20 protein-coding genes are annotated in these 20,291 nt (G+C 59.4%); 14 read left to right on the top strand and 6 right to left on the bottom strand.

Annotated elements, in window-relative coordinates:
- Nucleotides 1-136: 136 nt before the first annotated feature.
- Nucleotides 137-1,027, top strand: a complete 891-nt coding sequence (locus F2P67_RS24175) for an AraC family transcriptional regulator (RefSeq protein WP_166224689.1) — start codon at nucleotides 137-139, stop codon at nucleotides 1,025-1,027.
- Between the two features lie 65 nt (nucleotides 1,028-1,092).
- Here F2P67_RS24175 and F2P67_RS24170 read toward each other — a convergent pair whose 3' ends face one another.
- The gene (locus F2P67_RS24170) at nucleotides 1,093-2,757 is read right to left on the bottom strand and encodes a 4Fe-4S dicluster domain-containing protein (protein WP_166224686.1); all 1,665 of its coding nucleotides are present in this window, start codon (nucleotides 2,755-2,757) and stop codon (nucleotides 1,093-1,095) included.
- Nucleotides 2,758-3,306: 549 nt separating this feature from the next.
- Here F2P67_RS24170 and F2P67_RS24165 point away from each other — a divergent pair.
- From F2P67_RS24165 to F2P67_RS24120, 10 genes are all read left to right on the top strand, one after another.
- Nucleotides 3,307-4,056: an electron transfer flavoprotein subunit beta/FixA family protein gene (locus F2P67_RS24165; RefSeq protein ID WP_007908338.1), complete on the top strand. Its 750-nt coding sequence runs from the start codon at nucleotides 3,307-3,309 to the stop codon at nucleotides 4,054-4,056.
- Complete coding sequence (locus F2P67_RS24160; RefSeq protein WP_166224683.1) at nucleotides 4,057-4,986, top strand: electron transfer flavoprotein subunit alpha/FixB family protein; 930 nt, start codon at nucleotides 4,057-4,059, stop codon at nucleotides 4,984-4,986.
- An 80-nt stretch (nucleotides 4,987-5,066) separates the two neighbouring features.
- Complete coding sequence (locus tag F2P67_RS24155; protein ID WP_166224680.1) at nucleotides 5,067-5,888, top strand: substrate-binding periplasmic protein; 822 nt, start codon at nucleotides 5,067-5,069, stop codon at nucleotides 5,886-5,888.
- Between the two features lie 9 nt (nucleotides 5,889-5,897).
- Nucleotides 5,898-6,254, top strand: a complete 357-nt coding sequence (locus F2P67_RS24150) for a DUF4398 domain-containing protein (RefSeq protein WP_178120953.1) — start codon at nucleotides 5,898-5,900, stop codon at nucleotides 6,252-6,254.
- The gene (locus F2P67_RS24145; protein ID WP_166224677.1) at nucleotides 6,251-7,063 is read left to right on the top strand and encodes an OmpA family protein; all 813 of its coding nucleotides are present in this window, start codon (nucleotides 6,251-6,253) and stop codon (nucleotides 7,061-7,063) included. Before F2P67_RS24150 ends, F2P67_RS24145 begins: the two co-directional genes overlap by 4 nt.
- 201 nt (nucleotides 7,064-7,264) lie before the next feature.
- Nucleotides 7,265-8,704: an aminotransferase-like domain-containing protein gene (locus tag F2P67_RS24140; protein ID WP_103305643.1), complete on the top strand. Its 1,440-nt coding sequence runs from the start codon at nucleotides 7,265-7,267 to the stop codon at nucleotides 8,702-8,704.
- A gap of 78 nt (nucleotides 8,705-8,782) precedes the next feature.
- A complete protein-coding gene (locus F2P67_RS24135) occupies nucleotides 8,783-9,256 on the top strand; it encodes a translation initiation factor 2 (protein ID WP_166224674.1) in 474 nt (157 codons plus the stop codon).
- Nucleotides 9,257-9,421: 165 nt separating this feature from the next.
- The gene (locus tag F2P67_RS24130; RefSeq protein ID WP_007908349.1) at nucleotides 9,422-9,676 is read left to right on the top strand and encodes a YkgJ family cysteine cluster protein; all 255 of its coding nucleotides are present in this window, start codon (nucleotides 9,422-9,424) and stop codon (nucleotides 9,674-9,676) included.
- Nucleotides 9,677-9,717: 41 nt separating this feature from the next.
- Entirely contained in the window at nucleotides 9,718-10,323 is a 606-nt protein-coding gene (locus tag F2P67_RS24125) for an START domain-containing protein (protein WP_166224671.1), read from the top strand.
- A 316-nt stretch (nucleotides 10,324-10,639) separates the two neighbouring features.
- Nucleotides 10,640-12,733, top strand: a complete 2,094-nt coding sequence (locus tag F2P67_RS24120; protein ID WP_166224668.1) for an LTA synthase family protein — start codon at nucleotides 10,640-10,642, stop codon at nucleotides 12,731-12,733.
- A 68-nt stretch (nucleotides 12,734-12,801) separates the two neighbouring features.
- Here F2P67_RS24120 and F2P67_RS24115 read toward each other — a convergent pair whose 3' ends face one another.
- Nucleotides 12,802-12,960: a DUF3309 family protein gene (locus tag F2P67_RS24115; protein WP_169432680.1), complete on the bottom strand. Its 159-nt coding sequence runs from the start codon at nucleotides 12,958-12,960 to the stop codon at nucleotides 12,802-12,804.
- 301 nt (nucleotides 12,961-13,261) lie between these two features.
- Here F2P67_RS24115 and F2P67_RS24110 point away from each other — a divergent pair, with 301 nt between their 5' ends.
- The 3 genes from F2P67_RS24110 to csrA all read left to right on the top strand — a co-directional run bounded on the left by F2P67_RS24110 (nucleotide 13,262) and on the right by csrA (nucleotide 14,806).
- Entirely contained in the window at nucleotides 13,262-14,077 is an 816-nt protein-coding gene (locus tag F2P67_RS24110; RefSeq protein ID WP_166224665.1) for an SDR family oxidoreductase, read from the top strand.
- 63 nt (nucleotides 14,078-14,140) lie between these two features.
- On the top strand, nucleotides 14,141-14,473 hold the full coding sequence (locus tag F2P67_RS24105) for a YnfA family protein (RefSeq protein ID WP_166224662.1): 333 nt from the start codon (nucleotides 14,141-14,143) through the stop codon (nucleotides 14,471-14,473).
- Between the two features lie 147 nt (nucleotides 14,474-14,620).
- Complete coding sequence (gene csrA / locus F2P67_RS24100; protein ID WP_166224659.1) at nucleotides 14,621-14,806, top strand: carbon storage regulator CsrA; 186 nt, start codon at nucleotides 14,621-14,623, stop codon at nucleotides 14,804-14,806.
- 5 nt (nucleotides 14,807-14,811) lie between these two features.
- Here the strand turns inward: csrA and F2P67_RS24095 are convergent, their stop codons facing one another.
- The 4 genes from F2P67_RS24095 to F2P67_RS24080 all read right to left on the bottom strand — a co-directional run bounded on the left by F2P67_RS24095 (nucleotide 14,812) and on the right by F2P67_RS24080 (nucleotide 20,063).
- Entirely contained in the window at nucleotides 14,812-15,039 is a 228-nt protein-coding gene (locus tag F2P67_RS24095; RefSeq protein WP_003192759.1) for a YheU family protein, read from the bottom strand.
- A 172-nt stretch (nucleotides 15,040-15,211) separates the two neighbouring features.
- Complete coding sequence (locus F2P67_RS24090; RefSeq protein ID WP_166224656.1) at nucleotides 15,212-16,402, bottom strand: osmoprotectant NAGGN system M42 family peptidase; 1,191 nt, start codon at nucleotides 16,400-16,402, stop codon at nucleotides 15,212-15,214.
- 139 nt (nucleotides 16,403-16,541) lie between these two features.
- A complete protein-coding gene (ngg, locus tag F2P67_RS24085) occupies nucleotides 16,542-18,287 on the bottom strand; it encodes an N-acetylglutaminylglutamine synthetase (protein ID WP_166224653.1) in 1,746 nt (581 codons plus the stop codon).
- A gap of 3 nt (nucleotides 18,288-18,290) precedes the next feature.
- Nucleotides 18,291-20,063 carry an N-acetylglutaminylglutamine amidotransferase gene (locus tag F2P67_RS24080; protein WP_166224650.1) on the bottom strand — a complete coding sequence of 591 codons (1,773 nt, stop codon included), beginning with the start codon at nucleotides 20,061-20,063 and terminating at the stop codon, nucleotides 18,291-18,293.
- Nucleotides 20,064-20,291 lie beyond the last annotated feature (228 nt).

Here is a 20,291-nt window from a genome sequence, read left to right as displayed (position 1 = left end):
GTTGTCCGGCCATGACGATTCCTCCGGGTCTCATGCCTAATCCTCCGGCATGCGGGTTTGATCGGTCGCATTGGCAAAAGGATCTGCGATGATGCTTTTGTCCCTTTTTCCGTGTCTTTTTCAGTGAAGAGTTTTGATGCAATTAACCCGTCATCTTGATGCCAATGCCCGGCTGGTTTCATTGATCGAACCGCTGGCGCTGCGTGATGGTTACAGCCAGACCGGACTGCCTGGCGTGCAAGTGCTGCGCGCCAGTTGCGACGTCGCCCGTGGGCCGCACATTTACGAGCCGAGCCTGATGATCATCGCTCAGGGCAGCAAACTGGCGTTTCTCGGGCCGCGTACCATGGAATACGGCGCCGGGCATTATCTGATTCAGGCGCTGCCGGTGCCGTTCGAGTGCGAGACATTTGCCTTGCCGAATGCGCCGTTGCTCGGTGTATCAGTGGCGATTGACCGGGTGCTGCTCGGTGAACTGGTGCTGGCCATGGGGCTGGCGCCGGGGCGGCATATTCCGGCACAGACGCCGGAATCGATGACGTCGGTGGTACTCGACGATGACATGCGCGGGTGTGTCGAGCGCTTGCTGAGCTGTCTGCACGATCCGCTGGAGTGCCAGATTCTCGGGCCGGCGCGGGTGCGTGAGTTGCTGTTTACAGCGCTGCGCGGGCCGCAGGCCGATGTGTTGCGCGCACTGGTCGAGCAGCAGGGACAGTTCGCGCGGGTAGCGGCGTCGATCAGTCATTTGCATGCGCATTACACCGAACCGTTGAACGTTGAAACGCTGGCCGGTTGCGCGAACATGAGCGTTTCGACGTTTCATGAACACTTCAAGCGCAGCACGCTGCTGTCGCCAGTGCAGTATCTGAAACGTTTACGGCTGCTCAAGGCGCAGACGTTGCTGGTCGCCGAAGGCCTGGGTGTGGCGCAGGTCGCGCATCGGGTGGGGTATCAGAGTACGTCGCAGTTCAGTCGCGAGTACAAACGTTACTTCGAGCGCAGTCCGGGTGACGAACGCGCGGCATGATCTTTCCCGAATGCCGGGCAACAAAAAGGCCCCCATTCGGGAGCCTTGATGTTTGGCGATACGACTTACATGTTCGGGTAGGTCGGGCCGCCGGCGCCTTCCGGCGTCACCCAGGTGATGTTCTGCGAGGGATCCTTGATGTCACAGGTCTTGCAGTGCACGCAGTTCTGGGCGTTGATCTGGAAACGCTTCTCGCCGTCTTCCTTGGTGATCACTTCGTATACGCCGGCCGGGCAGTAGCGCTGCGCCGGTTCGTCATACAGCGGCAGGTTTTTGCTGATCGGGATACTTGGGTCGGTCAGCTTCAGGTGGCACGGCTGTTCTTCTTCGTGGTTGGTACCGGAGATGAACACCGAGCTGAGTTTGTCGAAGCTGAGTTTGCCGTCCGGTTTCGGGTAATCGATCTTCTTGCAGTCCGCCGCGAGCTTGAGGCAAGCGTAATCCGGCTTGGTGTCGTGCAGGGTGAACGGTAGTTTGCCGCCGAAGATGTTCTGATCCAGCCAGTTGAAACCGCCACCCACGATAGCGCCGAACTTGTGGATCGCTGGGCCGAAGTTGCGGCTGGCGAACAGTTCGTCGTAGAGCCAGCTCTTCTTGAAGGCGTCGACGTAAGTGGTCAGCTCTTCAGTGCCATCCTTCTCGGCGAACAGTGCATCGGCCACGGATTCAGCGGCGAGCATGCCGGACTTCATCGCGGTGTGGCTGCCCTTGATCTTGGCGAAGTTCAGGGTGCCGAGGTCGCAACCGATCAGCGCGCCGCCCTTGAAGACCATTTTCGGCAGCGAGTTCAGGCCACCCTTGCAGATTGCGCGGGCGCCGTAGCTGACACGCTTGCCACCTTCCAGGTATTGAGCCAGCACCGGGTGATGCTTGAGGCGCTGAAACTCGTCGAACGGCGACAGGTAAGTGTTGCTGTAGGACAGATCGACGATCAGACCCACCACCACCTGATTGTTTTCCAGGTGATAGAGGAACGAGCCGCCGGTGTTTTCGGTGCCCATGATGTCCAGCGGCCAGCCGGCGGTGTGCACCACCAGGCCTGGCTGATGCTTGGCCGGGTCGATTTCCCAGATTTCTTTCAGGCCGATGCCGTAGTGCTGGGCGTCGGCATCGCTGTCGAGGTTGAAGCGTTTGATCAGTTGCTTGCCGATGTGGCCACGGCAGCCTTCGGCGAACAGCGTGTATTTGCCACGCAGTTCCATGCCCGGGGTGTACAGGCCTTCTTTCGGGTTGCCTTCACGGTCGACGCCCAGATCACCGGTGATGATCCCGCGCACGATGCCGTTTTCGTCGATCAGTGCTTCCTGAGCGGCGAAGCCCGGGTAGATTTCCACACCGAGGTTCTCGGCCTGTTGGGCCAGCCAGCGACACAGATTGCCGAGGGAAATAATGTAGTTGCCTTCGTTGTGCATGGTCTTGGGCACGAAGAAGTCAGGAATCTTTTGCGCGCTGTCAGCGTTTTTCAGCACGAAAATGTCGTCGCGGCTGACTGGCGTGTTCAGCGGCGCGCCGAGTTCCTTCCAGTCCGGGAACAATTCGTTCAGAGCGCGGGGTTCGAATACGGCGCCGGACAGGATATGTGCGCCGACTTCGGAGCCTTTTTCGACCACGCAGACGCTGATTTCCTTACCGGCTTCGGCGGCCTTCTGCTTCAAACGGCAGGCGGCGGACAGGCCAGCGGGGCCGGCACCGACGATGACCACGTCGAATTCCATGTATTCGCGTTCCACAGGCTATCTCCTACTCAAGGCTCAACAGTTTTTTTTCTAATTTGGAGGTTCGGTGTCGCATCCGTTATTGCCTTTACGTTAACGTCAAGGGTAATAATGGGCAAACCACCTTTCTCTCTAGGCGGCGCATTATATCTACACCACTCTTAGCGTCCAATACAAACGTTTGTTTGAATCGCCTCCAGCCCTGATAAATCAAAGAAGCGCGGCTTATGACGGGGCATTTTGGCGTATTGACCGGAATGGGCGTTCCGGTCAAGATACGGGCGGTTTTGCGCTCGCCGTAGGCAGACTGGCGATTTCAAGAGCACCTCTAAAGACAGGGCGTAGGCAGAAAGGGTGAGGCGCGACGCAAGTCCGGAGCGCAGTTTACACAGCGTGAAGTTGAATGACTTGTTGGTCACCACTGACGAACGGTCTTCACACTTCACTGTGCAATCACCTCGCACCCGAGTCGGCGTTTTTAGAGGTGCCCTTTTAGCCTGATGAGCATCAACCGCCAGGTTCGCCTAGGCGACTTTCTTTTCACCGGAGAGTAACGAGGAATCCATGAAGGTTCTTGTAGCTGTCAAACGCGTTGTGGATTACAACGTCAAGGTTCGCGTCAAGGCGGACAATTCCGGCGTCGACCTCGCCAACGTCAAGATGTCGATGAACCCGTTCTGCGAAATCGCAGTGGAAGAAGCCGTACGCCTGAAAGAGAAAGGTGTTGCGACTGAAATCGTCGTCGTCTCCATCGGCCCGACCACCGCTCAGGAGCAACTGCGTACCGCACTGGCTCTGGGTGCCGACCGCGCCATCCTCGTCGAATCCGCTGAAGATCTGACCTCGCTCGCCGTGGCCAAGCTGCTCAAGGCTGTGGTCGACAAGGAGCAGCCTCAGCTGGTGATCCTGGGCAAACAGGCCATCGACAGCGACAACAACCAGACCGGGCAGATGCTCGCTGCACTGAGCGGCTACGGTCAGGGCACGTTCGCTTCGAAAGTCGAAGTTTCCGGCGACAGCGTTGCCGTGACTCGCGAAATCGACGGCGGCGCGCAGACCGTTTCGCTGAAACTGCCAGCGATCGTCACCACCGACCTGCGTTTGAACGAGCCGCGCTACGCGTCTCTGCCAAACATCATGAAAGCCAAGAAGAAGCCTCTTGAAGTGCTGACTCCGGACGCTTTGGGCGTTTCCACCGCCTCCACCAACAAGACTCTGAAAGTCGAAGCGCCGGCTGCACGCAGCGCAGGCATCAAGGTCAAGTCGGTGGCTGAACTGGTCGAGAAACTGAAAAACGAAGCGAAGGTAATCTAAATGACTATCTTGGTTATTGCTGAACACGACAACAAAGTGCTGGCCCCGGCCACTCTGAACACCGTGGCTGCCGCTGCCAAAATCGGCGGCGACATTCACGTTCTGGTTGCCGGCCAGGGCGCTGGCGCCGTGGCTGAAGCCGCTGCGAAAATCGCTGGTGTGAGCAAAGTCCTGAACGCTGACAATGCCGCTTACGCGCATCAGCTGCCGGAAAACGTTGCTCCGCTGGTAGCAGAGCTGGGCGCTGGCTACAGCCACATCCTGGCTGCCGCCACTTCCAACGGCAAAAACATCCTGCCGCGCGTTGCCGCGCAACTGGACGTTGACCAGATCTCCGAGATCATCTCGGTAGAAAGCGCTGACACCTTCAAGCGTCCGATCTATGCCGGTAACGCCATCGCCACCGTGCAGTCGACCGCTGCGATCAAAGTGATCACCGTGCGTGCCACCGGTTTCGACCCGGTTGCCGCCGAAGGTGGTTCGGCTGCCGTTGAATCGGTTGCTGCCGCGCACAATGCCGGCACTTCCAGCTTCGTCAACGAAGAACTGGCCAAGTCCGATCGTCCGGAACTGACCGCTGCCAAGATCGTCGTTTCCGGCGGCCGCGGCATGCAGAACGGCGACAACTTCAAACACCTGTACGCCCTGGCCGACAAGCTGGGCGCTGCCGTCGGTGCTTCGCGCGCCGCGGTCGACGCGGGTTTCGTACCGAACGACATGCAGGTCGGTCAGACCGGCAAGATCGTTGCGCCACAACTGTACATCGCCGTCGGTATCTCCGGCGCGATCCAGCACCTGGCCGGCATGAAAGACTCCAAAGTGATCGTTGCGATCAACAAGGACGAAGAAGCGCCGATCTTCCAGGTGGCCGATTACGGTCTCGTGGCCGATCTGTTCGAAGCAGTACCTGAGCTGGAGAAGCTGGTCTAATCCGGCGGCTTCACTTATAAAGAGCCCGACCTTTTGGTCGGGCTTTTTTTTGACTCGGATTTGAGTGGGAGCGTTTTGCCATGGATCTGCGCCGCAGGTTGTTATTGGGTTTGATCCTTTTACCGGGGGTGGTCGTGGCCGCCGGCAAGTGCGAACGCCTGGTGGTCACCGGTAGCCCGGATGCGCCGCCTTACCTGTGGCAGGATCCGCAGAATCCCAAACAATTGATTGGCGCCAGTGCCGATCTGTTGCAGCAAGTGGCCAAGGATCTGGGCATCAAGGTCGAACTGCTCTACGCGGGCAAACGCTCGCAAGCCCTCGATGAAGTGCGCAGCGGACGCATGGACATGCTCGCCGACGCACCGCTGACCCTCAATGAGCTGGAAAACCTCGACTACATCCATCCGCCGCTGCTGGAAAACGACTATCTGGTGTGGACCCGCAAGGGCTCGACACTGACCTACAGCGAAGCCAAAGACCTGCACGGCCACATCGGCGGCTTGTCGGAAAAGTCTCGGATGACCCAGGCATTCGGCACTTTTGCCGAGCAGAATCTGGCCCTGACCCGGACAGCAAACCTTACTCAGGCCTTGCAGAAATTGCTCCTGGGTGAAGTGGAATATGTACTCGCCGGTCGCTACTCCGGCATGGCAGCCGCGCAGGCATTGGGTATGGCCAATGACCTGCTGGCCTTTGAGCAACCCATTGATCGACCGGGGCTGTTCCTCGCGCTTTCCCATAACTCGGCCTGCAACGATCCGTGGTTGCGCGGACAGCTGGCCAAAAAGATGACAGAATTGCCCGCGTCCGGACTGACGGAAGCCGTGCTGCAACGCAATATCGAGCGCTGGAAGGCGCAGCAGCAACAGCCGCAACAACCTGTCAGTGCCCCAAAACAGTAGGGATTCTTAGTGAGTATTCGACCTCTTTTCGCGGCTGTGGCCGTTCTGGCCCTGGCCGGTTGCGCAACCGATCCGGCACCCAACGAACAAATGCGCCTGACCGAGCAAGCCATTACTCAGGCCAAGGCTGTCGGCGCCACTGCCGATGACATGCCGGAAATGCAACTGGCCGAAACAAAGTACAACCGCGCCAAAGGCAACATGATTGACGAGTCCTACCGCAATGCCCGTATGCGCGCCGAACAGGCCGAACTGGATGCGCGCCTGGCCGAAGCCAAAGTGCTGACGCAGAAAAGCGAAGAACAGGTGAATGTGCTCAACACCCGCATCGTCCGTCTGCGCAAGCAACTGGGGGATGCCCAATGAACCTCAAGTCGACAGTTCTCGGTGGGCTGCTGCTTGCCGGTTGCGTCAGTCTTTACGGTTGCGCCGGTCAGCACAGCGAAGCCGCGTTGCAAGAGGCGGGCGCTGATTTCCAGAAGGTCAAGGAAGACTCCAACGTGCTGCGCATCGCGCCGAAAGACGTGATCCGCGCCGGTGAGTCCTTGGCCCGAGCCGATCGCCTGTCCACTTATTGGGGCAGCGGTGCGGACGTGGTGCATTACGCCTACCTCAGCCAGCGCTACAGCGAAATTGCCCGCGAGCACACCAATCAGGTGCTCAACGAGGAGCGCGCGGCGAAGCTTGAGCTGGAACGGCAGCGCCTGCAACTCGCCCTGCGCGAGTCGAAATTGCTCAGCGTGCAACAACAGGGCAAGTGGCTTGAAGAGCAGATCGTCGCGCTGGCCACCACGCAAACCGACCGTGGTCTGGTGATGACCCTTGGCGACGTGCTGTTCGACACCGGTGAGGCCGAACTGAAAAACTCCGCCAATCGCGTGGTGCTGAAGATTGTCCAGTTCCTGCAGTTGAACCCCAAGCGCGTGGTGCGAATCGAGGGCTACACCGACAGCACCGGCGGCAAGCAGGAAAACCTCAAGTTGTCGCGTGATCGCGCGCAAGCCGTCGCCGATGTGCTGATGGATCTGGGCATCGACGACAAACGCATTCAAGTCGAAGGCTACGGCGACGAATACCCGGTGGACGCCAACGCTTCCGAGCGTGGGCGCGCGCAGAACCGTCGGGTGGAAATTGTCTTCTCCGACGAAAAAGGCCAGCTCGGCGCCGCCCGCTGAGGGTGGCGTTACTGGAAAGCCCGGGCTGTCAGGCAGTACCGGGCTTTTTTACGTCTGTCGATTGCTGCGCAAAACCATACAGTGGTGGCTGACACTGCACTGTATGGTCGAGTATGGTGGCAACTGTCCCAGTACACTTCTAAACTGTTCCGGTATTGTTTCACACAAGAATAAAATGCCCGTGAAATCGAGTGCTGCGTCATGACCAATCTCTTGCTCTACCAACGTATTGCTCAACAACTGGCCGAAGATATCCGCCGTGGTGTCTATCAACCGGGGGAGCGCGTGCCTTCGGTGCGCAAGATGAGTTCGCAGCTCAACGTCAGCCACGCCACCGTGTTGCAGGCGTACGCCAATCTCGAAGATCAGGGATTGATTCGCGCACGGCCGCAGTCCGGTTATTACGTGCATCAGACGCCAGCGCTGACGGCGCCGACGCCGGACATTGCGCGGGTCGAGCGGCCCGGTCTGGTCACGCGCAGCAGCATTATTCAGCAAGTGTTAGTCGAATCGCGTCGCGAAGGTGTATTTCCGTTGGGCGCCGCAGTTCCCAGCGTCGATTACTTGCCGGTTCGTGCGCTGCATCAGCAGTTGGCCAAGGTCACGCGATTCCACAGCCCACGGGCATTCAGCTACATGTTCAGCCCGGGTTTTGAACCCCTGCGCCGGCAGGTCGCGATCCGCATGCGTGATGCCGGGGTGGTGGTTGATCCATCGGAAGTGGTGATCACCCACGGTTGTGTCGATGCCTTGCAGATGTCGTTGCGCGTGCTGACGCGTCCGGGCGATCTGATCGCCGCCGAATCACCGACCTATTACGGGCTGCTGCAACTGGCCGACCTGCTCGGTCTGAAAGTCATCGAAATCCCCAGCGACCCCGCTACCGGCATGAGCCTCGAAGCCTTGCAACTGGCGGCCAACCAGTGGTCGATCAAAGCGCTGGTGCTGACCACACGCCTGAGCAATCCATTGGGCGGCACCATGCCCGAAGAACGCCAGAAGCAATTGCTGCGACTGGCCTCGGACTTCGATATCCAGATCGTCGAAGACGACATCTATGGTGAGTTGATGTTCGAGCAGGGCCGCACCAAAGCGCTCAAGGCCTACGACCGACTGGATCGGGTGATCTACTGTTCGAGTTTCTCGAAAACCCTGTCGCCCGGTGTGCGCATCGGCTGGATGATAGCCGGCAAATATCAGCAGGAAATTCAGCGCCTGCAGACCTTCAGTACGCATTCAGCTTGCAGCGTCACACAAATGGCGATTGCCGCCTATCTGGAAAACGGCGGTTATGACCGGCATTTACGGTACATCCGCCAGGAATACCGAAAAAACCTCAGTGCCTTCCAGTTAGCCGTGCAGCAGTACTTCCCCGAAGGCACGCAGATGACCCGGCCCACGGGCGGTTTCATCCTTTGGGTGAGTCTGCCCGGTAGGGTCAATACGCAAGAATTGCATGTCCGCGCATTACAGCAAGGCATCAGCATCGCCCCCGGGCTGATCTTCAGTAATACCGAGCAGTTCAACCACTGCATCCGCCTGAACTGCGGCATTCCGTGGAATCGCGAGGCGGAGCGGGCACTGATGACCCTCGGTTTGCTGGCCACGCAACTGTGTCAGGAAACCGCTGGCGGATTCTGAACGAGCGGCGGGTCGTGCTTGTTTTGTGACGGTCAACAAGCGAGCATATGGCCCTCTGCCGTTAGTCTCGTTGGGTCCATGAAAGCGTTTTTTTCTGCCGCTGGAGTTTTTCTCTGTTTGTTGATGGTCGGTCAGGCACCCGGTGTCATGGCGGCGACCGTTCAGGACAAACCGACGGCCACCGCCAAGAAGTCAGTCGCGAGCAAGCCATCCGCACCAGTAAAAAAAGCTCAGCAGAAGAAAACGGCGCCGGTGAAGAAACGCGCACCGGTTGCTTCCAAGTCGAAACCGGCCAGTGAGGTGGTGAAAACCAGACTGCCGCCCGCCAGACTTGATCTTAGTCTGCCCAAAGACATGGTTCAGGAACTCAAGCCCAAAGGCACCGTAGAATTGCCCAAGCGCGAAACGATCCTGCCGCAAATGTTCGGCGAGAAAAACAACGGGTTTCAACTCAACGGTCGCTTGCTCAGCAACGAAATGCAGTTGCAACTGCGCAACGAGGAGCGCCGTGAAGTCGAAGGCGCTGCGCTGGATTTCGAATTCAAGCAGTAAACCCGACATCTCTGTGACCCGCAGACCAGACGCTTTGTCGGAGACTGGTCAGTCACATTCAGTTATCGGTAAAAACCCCGGTTCAGGGAATTTAAAACAGCCGTTTTAGCGGTTACTCTGTCCGCGTCCCTTTTACACATTGCCCGTCGCGAGGACTCGCTCGTCATGAAATGCCGTGAAGGCTGTGGCGCTTGCTGCATTGCCCCTTCCATCAGTTCGCCGATTCCCGGCATGCCGGATGGCAAACCTGCGGGCGAACGTTGCGTGCAGCTCTCGGTCGAAAACCTGTGCAGCATTTTCGGCCGCCCGGAGCGCCCGGCAGTCTGTTCGGGCTTTGCCGCTGATGTCGAAGTCTGTGGCAGCAGTTCTGAAGAAGCGATCAGATTGATCGGCTGGTGGGAGCAAATGACGGCGGCGTGATGTGTCAAACGAACGGAACTTCAACAATAAGGAATAAGACTATGGGTTCGCTGCATCGTATCGCTGTGTTGTGTGGTTTGACCGCTGTACTGGCCACGTCGGTCGCTCAGGCTGAGGACTGGAAAGTCGCCAAGAACGAGGACGGCATCAAGGTGTCCCTGAGTGAAGTGCCGGGTTCGGACTACAAGTCCTATCAGGGTGTTGCACTGATGAAGACCACCGTCGCCAAACTGCGCGCACTGCAGGAAGACGTGTCCGGCGCCTGCGCCTGGATTCACGAGTGCAAGACCCAGAAACTGCTCAAGCACGAAGGCGACCAGAGCTGGACTTACACCCAGTTCAATACGCCTTGGCCTGTCACCCCGCGTGACTCGGTGCTGCACGTCACTACCGTTGAAGGCGCCGACGGCAGCCTGACCCGCAATCTGGAAGGCGTGCCGAAGTACATTCCTGACGAGAAAGGCTTTGTCCGTGTGGCCCAGGTCAAAGGCTTCTGGAAGTTCGTGCCAAAAGGCGATCAGGTTGAAGTGACGTATCAGGTGCACACCGAGCCAGGCGGCAGTGTGCCGGCGATGGTTGCCAACAAGTTCGTGGTCGATGCCCCGTTCAACACCCTTAAAGCCCTGAAAGAACGCGCCGAGAAGTAATCGCCGCGCGCACGGCAAAACGCCCCGATCGAGTCGGGGCGTTTTGTTTTGTAGCTATATTGTGTTTCCAGATATGCGTTGCACGAAATTTTCACAACCTGTTCAAGACAATTCGCCCGCGCTGTTTGCCCCTTGTCCCGCCCGGCCACGGCTCTAAATGAAAGTGTCTGGCGGTGGGGCAGTAATCAATGGCAATGGCGCGAGTGATCGTGCAACATTTGCGCATCGCGCACGCCCCGGGGTCTGGAATGACCAATAGAGGGCATGGCGCCGCTGTATTTTTGCAACTTCAACTTCCAATGGGTCCTAAAACGACATGGCAAACCCGGACGCCCTGAATCAGCAGCGAGCTACCAGTCGCCTGCTGCAACCGACCGTCAAATCGCATCTGGCCTACACGCTGCTCTGTGCGCTGGTCATGATGGTGATGTTTTCCGTGCTGCGCCTCGCGCTGCTGGTCTACAACCGCGAGATGATCCTCGACACCCCCGCTTCGACCTTCCTCGAAGCCTTCGCCAACGGCCTGCGTTTCGACCTGCGCCTGGTGGTCTACGTGTGCATTCCGCTGGTGCTGGCGCTTTTCAGCGCCCGTGCCATGGCGGCGCGCGGGTTTTTCCGTCTGTGGCTGACAGTGGCCTCTAGCATCGCGCTGTTCCTCGGCCTGATGGAAATGGACTTCTATCGCGAGTTCCACCAGCGCCTCAATGGCCTGGTGTTCCAGTACGTGAAGGAAGACCCGAAAACCGTGATGAGCATGCTCTGGTACGGTTTCCCGGTGGTTCGCTATCTGCTGGCGTGGGTCATCGGCACGGTGATTCTGACCCTGGCGTTCAAAGGCGCCGACCGCGCCACCCGCCCGCGCGGGCCGTTCAGTGGCGGCAGCGTCAGCACTCGTCAGGTGGCGCCGTGGTACACGCGCCTTGCGGTGTTCGTGGTTTGCCTGCTGATCTGCGTGGTCGCGGCCCGTGGCACCCTGCGTCAAGGCCCGCCAATGCGTTGGGGTGACGTGTACACCACCGATTCGAACTTCGCCAACCAGCTCGGCCTCAACGGCACGCTGTCGCTGATCGCGGCCGCCAAGGACCGCATGGGCGAGGATCGCGACAACATCTGGAAAGCCACGCTGCCGCAGGAGCAGGCGCAGAAAGTCGTGCGCGACATGCTGCTGATGCCGGACGACAAACTGGTCGATGCCGATATCGCCGCTGTGCGCCGCGAGTACACGCCACCGGCCGACAAGACCTTGCCGATCAAGAACGTCGTGGTCATCCTGATGGAAAGCATGGCCGGTCACTCGGTCGGCGCCTTGGGTGCACCGGGCAACATCACGCCTTACCTGGACAAACTGTCGAAGGAAGGCCTGCTGTTCGACCGCTTCTTCTCCAACGGCACGCACACCCACCAGGGTATGTTCGCGACCATGGCCTGCTTCCCCAACCTGCCGGGTTTCGAATACCTGATGCAGACCCCGGAAGGCAGCCACAAACTGTCCGGCCTGCCGCAGTTGCTCAGCGCCCGTGACTACGATGATGTGTACGTCTACAACGGTGACTTCGCCTGGGACAACCAGTCCGGTTTCTTCAGCAACCAGGGCATGACCAACTTTGTTGGCCGTAACGACTTCGTCAATCCGGTGTTCTCCGACCCGACGTGGGGTGTGTCCGACCAGGACATGTTCGACCGTGGCCTGCAGGAGCTCAAGGCGCGCGAAAACGGCAAGCCGTTCTATGCGCTGCTGCAAACCCTGTCCAACCACACGCCGTACGCCTTGCCGACGCCATTGCCGGTCGAGCGTGTGACTGATCGTGGTTCGCTGAACGAACACTTGACCGCCATGCGTTACGCCGACTGGGCATTGGGTCAGTTCTTCGAGAAGGCGCGCAAAGAGCCGTACTTCAAGGAAACCCTGTTCGTCATCGTCGGCGACCACGGTTTCGGCAACGAGCGCCAGATCACCGAAATGGACCTGGGTCGCTTCAACGTGCCGATGCTCATGATCGCGCCGGGCATTCAGGAGAAGTTCGGTACTCGTGACCACACTGTGGGTACGCAGATCGACATCGTGCCGACCATCATGGGTCGTCTGGGTGGCGAAGTGCGTCACCAGTGCTGGGGTCGTGACCTGTTGAACCTGCCAGAAGGCGACACCGGATTCGGTGTGATCAAGCCGTCGGGCAGCGAGCAGACCACCGCCATCGTCACCGCTGACCAGATCCTCGTACTGCCGAAAGACAAGGAAATGGGGCCGAAGATGTGGCACTACCAACTGGGTGCCAACCCAAGTGCCGAGATCGTTCCGAATGCACCGCGCACCGAAGAGTTGAAACTCAAGCTTGAGTCGTTCCTGCAAACGGCGACCAAGAGCCTGATGGACAACACGGCCGGCGTGATTAACGGCAAGCCGGACTGATCGTCAGACTAAAATCCGCGCAATAAAAAGAGGCCCTGAAAAGGGCCTCTTTTTTTATGCCTGAATCTTTATATCCGACCGAGTAACAACAGCACCAACAGCACGACCAACACCACGCCGATAATGCCCGAAGGACCGTAACCCCAACTTCTGGAGTGCGGGAAGACCGGCAGACCACCGATCAGCAACAGGATCAGGATAATGATAAGAATTGTGCCCATGTCGATTTCCTTGTTGATTATGTTCGAGAAGTCTTGGTGTTCAAGGGGCGACTGGAGACTAAGTAATTCCAGACGGCTTATAAATTCCGACCGGTGCGAATGAAAGAAAATTCAATGTTTTTTTAATGTATTTGGATCGTTGGCTTATTTCCTTTTTCCGCCATCCAAGTTGAGAACTTAGTGCCCGTCACACAATCCAACGCGCCACGGTTTGCCCCTGCCATTCAGCAATCTGATGGAGCGTGGGTCGCCACGGATCCTTCGCTACACTGCGGGCATCTTCCCCAGAACAACAAGGCTGTCCGCTATGCAAAATCGCATGATGATCACTGGTGCAGGCTCGGGCCTGGGTCGCGAAATCGCGCTGCGCTGGGCGCGCGAAGGCTGGCGACTGGCCTTGTCGGATGTCAGCGAACCCGGTCTGCAAGAAACCCTGAAACTGGTTCGCGAGGCCGGCGGTGACGGTTTCATCCAGCGTTGCGATGTACGCGATTACAGCCAGCTCACCGCGTTTGCCCAAGCCTGCGAACAGAACTTCGGCGGCATCGACATCATCGTCAACAATGCCGGCGTCGCTTCCGGCGGGTTTTTCAGCGAATTGTCGCTGGAAGACTGGGACTGGCAGATCGCGATCAACCTGATGGGCGTGGTCAAGGGCTGCAAAGCGTTCCTGCCACTGCTCGAGCAAAGCAAAGGCAAGATCATCAACATCGCCTCGATGGCAGCGTTGATGCAAGGCCCGGCGATGAGCAACTACAACGTGGCCAAGGCTGGTGTAGTGGCCCTGTCGGAAAGCCTGTTGATCGAACTGGCGCAACAGGAAGTCGGCGTGCATGTGGTGTGCCCGTCGTTCTTCCAGACCAATTTACTCGACTCTTTCCGTGGCCCGACCCCGGCGATGAAGGCTCAGGTCGGCAAGTTACTGGAAAGTTCGCCGATCACCGCTGCGGACATTGCCGACTACATCTATCAGCAGGTGGCTGCCGGTGAGTTCATGATCCTGCCTCACGAACAAGGGCGCATGGCCTGGGCGATCAAGCAGAAAAACCCGCAATTGCTCTACAACGAAATGACCGCCATGGCCGAGAAAATGCGCGCCAAGGCCAAACAGAACAACGGCTGACCTTGCCCGTTGCCCGCTGCGTCGTTAGGGTGGCCGCCATGGTCATCCTGACGAGACGCGTACATGCTCAATTACTTGTGGTTCTTCCTCGCGGCGCTGTTTGAAATCGCCGGCTGCTTCGCTTTCTGGATGTGGCTGCGTCAGGGCAAAAGTGCGCTGTGGGTGATTCCCGCACTGCTCAGTCTGACCCTGTTCGCGCTGCTGCTGACCCGGGTCGAAGCGACCTACGCCGGGCGCGCCTATGCGGCCTACGGCGGCATTTACATCATTGCGTCCATTGGCTGGCTGGCGGTTGTCGAGCGCATTCGCCCGTTGAGTTCGGACTGGATCGGCGTGGCGTTGTGCGTGATTGGCGCGACCGTGATTCTGTTCGGGCCGCGGTTTTCCGCTGCCTGAATTGCGGCTTTTTGCCTTGTTTGCAGGAAGCGTCTGACGGGCGTTGCGCACAAGTGTGTAGGGCAAGACTGAATTGCCGCCGGCGCATTGTGTAAGAGGCGCGGGCCACGCATCTTCAGGGCTGGCTAACCCTGAAGGACGACCCCCATGTTAGTACTCAGCCGAGTTGTCGGAGAGCAGATATCCATTGGTGACGAGATCACTGTGCGCGTATTGTCGGTCAACGGCTCGAGCGTGCGTTTTGGCGTCGATGCGCCGCAGCAGGTCAACGTGCACCGTGCCGAAGTCTATGAGCGCATCCAGCGCAAACAGGCGAACGGCAAGGGGCGTTGAGCGGATCAGTCGAACAGATGCTTGGGCACGTCATGCTTGAGCATCAACTGACATTGCTCGCTTTCCGGGTCGAAGACGATCAGCGCCTGACCTTTGGTCAGCGCCTGGCGCACGCGCAGCACGCGGGTTTCCAGCGGCGTGTCGTCACCGTTGTCGGTGCCGTCACGGGTGACGAAGTCTTCGATCAGGCGGGTGAGGGTGTCGACTTCAAGCGCGTCGTAAGGAATGAGCATGGGCACCTCGGCTAAATCAATGTCGGGATGCTACGGCGATTGATGTCGGGCTGCCAGTTTTTGTAATACCTGTGCCGGCCTCTTCACGAGGAAGCCCGCTCCCACAGGGGAAATGCATTCCTGCTTTTGGAGCGGGCTTGCTCGCGTAGGCGGCATTGCCGACGGCAAAGTTTTAACTGTCCGACCGCTGCCCTACCAGACTGTCCACCGACGGCACCCGCGTATCGCTTTCCATCTGCGTGTCATGTTCGATCTGATGACTGAAGCGATCCAGCGATGCATTCGCCGGCGCCGCATCGCTGGCGAACACCGGCGGGCTCAGAATGTAAGCGCCGAGCAAGCGACTGAGCGCTGCCAGACTGTCGATGTGCGTGCGCTCATAGCCGTGGGTCGCGTCGCAGCCGAAAGCGAGCAGGGCAGTACGAATGTCGTGGCCGGCGGTCACCGCCGAGTGCGCATCACTGAAGTAGTAGCGGAACAGATCACGACGCACCGGCAGTTCGTTTTCGCCGGCCAGACGCAACAAATGTCGCGACAGGTGATAGTCATAAGGCCCGCCGGAATCCTGCATCGCCACGCTCACTGCATGCTCGCTGGAGTGCTGGCCCGGCGCGACCGGGGCGATGTCGATGCCGACAAATTCACTGACGTCCCACGGCAACGCCGCCGCGGCACCGCTGCCGGTTTCTTCGGTGATGGTGAACAGCGGATGGCAGTCGATCATCAGTTCCTGGCCGCTGTCGACGATGGCTTTAAGCGCGGCGAGCAGCGCAGCCACCCCTGCCTTGTCGTCGAGATGGCGCGCGCTGATGTGGCCGCTTTCGGTGAACTCCGGCAGCGGATCAAACGCCACCACGTCGCCGATGCTGATGCCCAGCGAATCGCAATCGGCCTTGGTCGCACAGTAGGCGTCGAGGCGCAGTTCGACATGATCCCAACTGATCGGCATCTCATCCACTGCGGTGTTAAAGGCATGACCGGAAGCCATCAGCGGCAACACACTGCCGCGAATCACGCCATTGTCGGTGAACAGACTGACGCGGCTGCCCTCGGCGAACCGGCTCGACCAGCAGCCGACCGGCGCGAGGGTCAGGCGACCGTTGTCCTTGATCGCACGCACCGCTGCGCCGATGGTGTCCAGGTGCGCCGACACTGCGCGGTCGGGGCTGTTTTTCTTGCCTTTGAGTGTGGCGCGAATGGTGCCGCGCCGGGTCATTTCGAAGGGGATGCCAAGCTCTTCCAGACGTTCGGCAACGTACCGCACGATGGTGTCGGTGAACCCGGTGGGGCTGGGAATGGCGAGCATTTCCAGCAAGACTTTTTGCAGGTAGTTGAGATCCGGTTCGGGAATGTTCGTGGTCATGGAAACTCCTGATGGGTTGAGCACTGATCGTTCCCACGCTCTGCGTGGGAATACAGCCCGGGACGCTCTGCGGCCCAAGTGGACGCTGAGCGTCCGGTGAGGCGTTCCCATGCAAAACACGGGAACGATCAGGAAATGTTCAGACGGCCGGCAAACTGTGCGGAAACAACAAATCGACAAAGCGCTCAGCCGTCGGCTGCGGTTCGTGATTGGCCAGGCCCGCACGTTCATTGGCTTCGATAAAGACGTATTCCGGCTGATCCGCCGCCGGCACCATCAGATCGAGGCCGACCATGGGAATGTCCAGCGCCCGCGCCGCGCGTACGGCAGCATCGACCAGCGTCGGATGCAGGATCGCCGTGACATCTTCCAGCGTGCCGCCGGTGTGCAGATTGGCCGTTCGCCGGACGAACAGATGTTCGCCCGCCGGCAGCACGCTGTTGTAGTCGTAACCGGCCGCTTGCAGCGTGCGTTCGGTTTCGTGATCCCGGGGAATCTTGCTCTCACCGCCCGTCGCCGCTTGCCGCCGGCGACTCTGCGCTTCGATCAACGCACCGATCGAATGCTGACCGTCACCGACCACCTCCGCCGGGCGTCGAATCGCTGCCGCCACCACTTCAAAACCGATCACCAGAATCCGCAGGTCGAGGCCTTCGTGGAAGCTTTCCAGCAGCACGCGGCTGTCGAACTGCCTGGCGGTTTCGATGGCCTGCTGCACTTCTTCGATGTTCTGCAAATCCACCGCCACGCCTTGCCCCTGTTCACCGTCGAGCGGTTTGACCACCACCCGTTGATGCTCATCGAGAAAGGCCAGATTGTCGTCGGCATTGCCCGCCAGTTGTTGTGACGGCAGGTTCAGCCCGGCAGCCTTGAGCACTTTGTGCGTGAGGCTTTTGTCCTGACACAAACTCATGCTGATCGCACTGGTCAGGTCGCTCAACGACTCGCGGCAACGCACGCGGCGCCCGCCATGACTGAGGGTGAACAGCCCGGTATCGGCGTCATCGACTTGCACGTCGATCCCGCGTCTATGAGCCTCCTCGACAATGATCCGCGCATACGGATTGAACTGCGCCTCCGGCCCCGGCCCGAGAAACAGCGTCTGATTGATGCCGTTCTTGCGCTTGATGGCGAAGGTCGAAAGGTTGCGAAAACCGAGTTTGGCGTAGAGGTTTTTCGCCTGACGGTTGTCGTGCAGCACCGACAGATCGAGGTAGCTCAAGCCGCGACTCATGAAGTGTTCGATCAGGTGGCGCACCAGCACTTCGCCGACGCCGGGGCGCGAGCATTGCGGGTCAACCGCTAGGCACCAGAGACTGCTGCCGTTTTCCGGATCGTTGAAGGCTTTCTGATGATTGAGGCCCATGACGCTGCCGATGACCGCGCCGCTGTCCTCGTCTTCGGCCAGCCAGTACACCGGGCCGCCCTGATGATGCGGGGTCAGCAGCGAGGCATCGATCGGCAGCATGCCGCGCGCTTGATACAAATGATTGATCGCTTGCCAATCCGTCTCGCTCTGCGCACGGCGAATGCGGAAGCCGCGAAACACCCGAGTGGCCTGACGGTAATCGCTGAACCACAGGCGCAACGTGTCGGACGGGTCGAGGAACAACTGCGTCGGCTCTAGGCCGAGGATCTGCTGCGGTGCTGCGACGTAGAGGGCGATGTCGCGCTCGCCGGGCTGTTCGTTGAGCAGTTCCTGCGCCAGCGTCGCCGGGTCGGGGAAGGTGTGGCCGATCAACAATCGGCCCCAGCCGCAATGCACCGCAATCGGCGCGGCACCGAGTTCACTGCCGTCTTCGGCCAGACGCGCCTGCAAGCGTTCGTACGACGGTGTCTGACCGCGCAGCAGGCGTTGGCTGATAGCCGTGGCGTGGGGTTTCATCGATCAGATTCCTTGTTCACTGAGCCACAGATTCAGGGCTGCCAGTTGCCACAGTTTCGAGCCGCGCAATGGCGTCAACTGGCCTTGCGGATCGGTCAGCAGTTTGTCGAGCATGGCCGGGTTGAACAGGCCGCGATCCTGACTCGGATCAAGCAGCAGTTCGCGCACCCAGTTCAGTGTGTCGCCCTGCAAATGCTTGAGGCCGGGCACGGGGAAATAGCCTTTTTTGCGGTCGATCACTTCACTCGGAATGACCCGGCGCGCCGCTTCTTTGAGCACTTGCTTGCCGCCGTCCGGCAGCTTGAACTGACCGGGAACCCGGGCCGACAGTTCGACCAGGCGGTAATCGAGAAACGGCGTACGCGCCTCCAGGCCCCAGGCCATGGTCATGTTGTCGACCCGTTTGACCGGGTCGTCCACCAGCATCACGGTGCTGTCCAGACGCAACGCTTTGTCGACCGCCGCCTCGGCGCCGGGCAGAGCGAAATGTTCCTTCACGAAGTCGCCGGCAGCGTCATTGGCGGTCAGCCATTTCGGTTGCACGGTCGCGGCATAGTCGTCGTAACTACGGTCAAAAAATGCTTGGCGATACGCCGCATAAGGATCGGCCGCGCCATCGACTTGCGGATACCAGTGATAACCGGCGAACAACTCGTCGGCACCCTGGCCGCTCTGCACGACCTTGCAGTGTTTGGCCACCTCGCGGGACAACAGATAGAAGGCGATGCAGTCGTGACTGACCATGGGCTCGCTCATCGCACGGAACGCGGCGGGCAGTTGCTCGATGATCTCTTTCTCGTCGATGCGCAGTTGATGGTGCTGGGTGCCGTAGTGTTTGGCGATCAGGTCGGAGTACTGAAACTCGTCGCCGCGTTCGCCGCCGGCATCCTGAAAACCGATGGAAAAGGTCGACAGGTTTTCCACGCCGACTTCGCGCAACAGACCGACGAGCATGCTCGAATCGACACCGCCGGACAGCAACACACCGACATCCACCGCCGCCCGTTGGCGGATCGCCACGGCTTCGCGGGTGCTGTCGAGGACGCGGTCGACCCAGTCTTCCAGCGTCAGATTTTTCTCGTCATCGTGTGGGCCGTAGGGCAGGGTCCACCAGGTTTTCTGTTCGGTGGTGCCGTCGGCTTCGACGCGCATCCAGCTCGCTGGTGGCAGTTTCTCGATGCCGGCCAGCAGCGTACGTGGCGCGGGCACCACGGCATGGAAGTTGAGGTAATGGTTGAGCGCCACCGGATCGAGAATCGGGTTGATGTCGCCGCCCTTGAGCAGCGCTGGCAAAGCCGAGGCGAAGCGCAGGCGCTGACCGGTGCGCGACAGATACAACGGCTTCACGCCGAGGCGGTCACGGGCGATGAACAGACGCTGGGCATCGCGCTCCCAAATGGCAAAGGCGAACATGCCGTTGAGTTTCGGCAGCAGCGCCTCGCCCCAAGCGTGATAACCCTTGAGCAGTACTTCGGTGTCGCCGCCGGAATAGAAGGCATAACCCAGCGCTTCGAGTTCGGCGCGCAGTTCCGGAAAGTTATAGATCGCGCCGTTGAAGGCCAGTGAAAGGCCGAGCTGGCTGTCGATCATCGGCTGCGCCGAGCCGTCCGACAGGTCCATGATTTTCAGGCGACGATGGCCCAGGGCAATCGGCCCTTGGGCATGGAAACCCCACGCGTCAGGGCCGCGAGGGGCCAAGTGATGGGTGATTCGCTCAATGGCTGCAAGGTCTGCAGGTTGATGATCAAAACGTAACTCGCCAGCTAATCCGCACATAAAATCCTTACCGGTTTTTCCGTTGGGGAGGGTCAATCGCTGTCTCGCCAGAATGGCGGGTACTCAGAAACTGACCCGCCTCAAATTCAGGAGTTTTAGATCGATGAGTTATAAGGACGGGCGGTGACCGGGCCTTCCTCGGGCAAAACGGCTGTTTTGCAGAAAGGGTGGTAGATAGTTATGTGATCTATTCAAAGTTTGCCGGTAAGCCCCGCCGACCCCACAGGA

It is taken from the genome of Pseudomonas atagonensis, from assembly GCF_011369485.1.
GTDB classification, from domain to species: Bacteria; Pseudomonadota; Gammaproteobacteria; order Pseudomonadales; family Pseudomonadaceae; genus Aquipseudomonas; species Aquipseudomonas atagonensis.
Note: the sequence above shows the minus strand (reverse complement) of the source record. Positions and strands in the feature narration are given on the sequence as shown.

Excerpts from the sequence above, each read along its gene's own strand:
- F2P67_RS24160 (WP_166224683.1), top strand. The coding sequence starts at position 4,057 with ATGACTATCTTGGTTATTGCTGAACACGACAACAAAGTGCTGGCCCCG.
- F2P67_RS24125 (WP_166224671.1), top strand. The coding sequence starts at position 9,718 with ATGGGTTCGCTGCATCGTATCGCTGTGTTGTGTGGTTTGACCGCTGTA.
- F2P67_RS24175 (WP_166224689.1), top strand. The coding sequence starts at position 137 with ATGCAATTAACCCGTCATCTTGATGCCAATGCCCGGCTGGTTTCATTG.
- F2P67_RS24120 (WP_166224668.1), top strand. The coding sequence starts at position 10,640 with ATGGCAAACCCGGACGCCCTGAATCAGCAGCGAGCTACCAGTCGCCTG.
- F2P67_RS24105 (WP_166224662.1), top strand. The coding sequence starts at position 14,141 with ATGCTCAATTACTTGTGGTTCTTCCTCGCGGCGCTGTTTGAAATCGCC.
- csrA (WP_166224659.1), top strand. The coding sequence starts at position 14,621 with ATGTTAGTACTCAGCCGAGTTGTCGGAGAGCAGATATCCATTGGTGAC.
- F2P67_RS24145 (WP_166224677.1), top strand. The coding sequence starts at position 6,251 with ATGAACCTCAAGTCGACAGTTCTCGGTGGGCTGCTGCTTGCCGGTTGC.
- F2P67_RS24165 (WP_007908338.1), top strand. The coding sequence starts at position 3,307 with ATGAAGGTTCTTGTAGCTGTCAAACGCGTTGTGGATTACAACGTCAAG.
- F2P67_RS24140 (WP_103305643.1), top strand. The coding sequence starts at position 7,265 with ATGACCAATCTCTTGCTCTACCAACGTATTGCTCAACAACTGGCCGAA.
- F2P67_RS24095 (WP_003192759.1), bottom strand. The coding sequence starts at position 15,039 with ATGCTCATTCCTTACGACGCGCTTGAAGTCGACACCCTCACCCGCCTG.
- F2P67_RS24110 (WP_166224665.1), top strand. The coding sequence starts at position 13,262 with ATGCAAAATCGCATGATGATCACTGGTGCAGGCTCGGGCCTGGGTCGC.
- F2P67_RS24130 (WP_007908349.1), top strand. The coding sequence starts at position 9,422 with ATGAAATGCCGTGAAGGCTGTGGCGCTTGCTGCATTGCCCCTTCCATC.
- F2P67_RS24135 (WP_166224674.1), top strand. The coding sequence starts at position 8,783 with ATGAAAGCGTTTTTTTCTGCCGCTGGAGTTTTTCTCTGTTTGTTGATG.
- F2P67_RS24080 (WP_166224650.1), bottom strand. The coding sequence starts at position 20,063 with ATGTGCGGATTAGCTGGCGAGTTACGTTTTGATCATCAACCTGCAGAC.
- F2P67_RS24090 (WP_166224656.1), bottom strand. The coding sequence starts at position 16,402 with ATGACCACGAACATTCCCGAACCGGATCTCAACTACCTGCAAAAAGTC.
- ngg (WP_166224653.1), bottom strand. The coding sequence starts at position 18,287 with ATGAAACCCCACGCCACGGCTATCAGCCAACGCCTGCTGCGCGGTCAG.
- F2P67_RS24155 (WP_166224680.1), top strand. The coding sequence starts at position 5,067 with ATGGATCTGCGCCGCAGGTTGTTATTGGGTTTGATCCTTTTACCGGGG.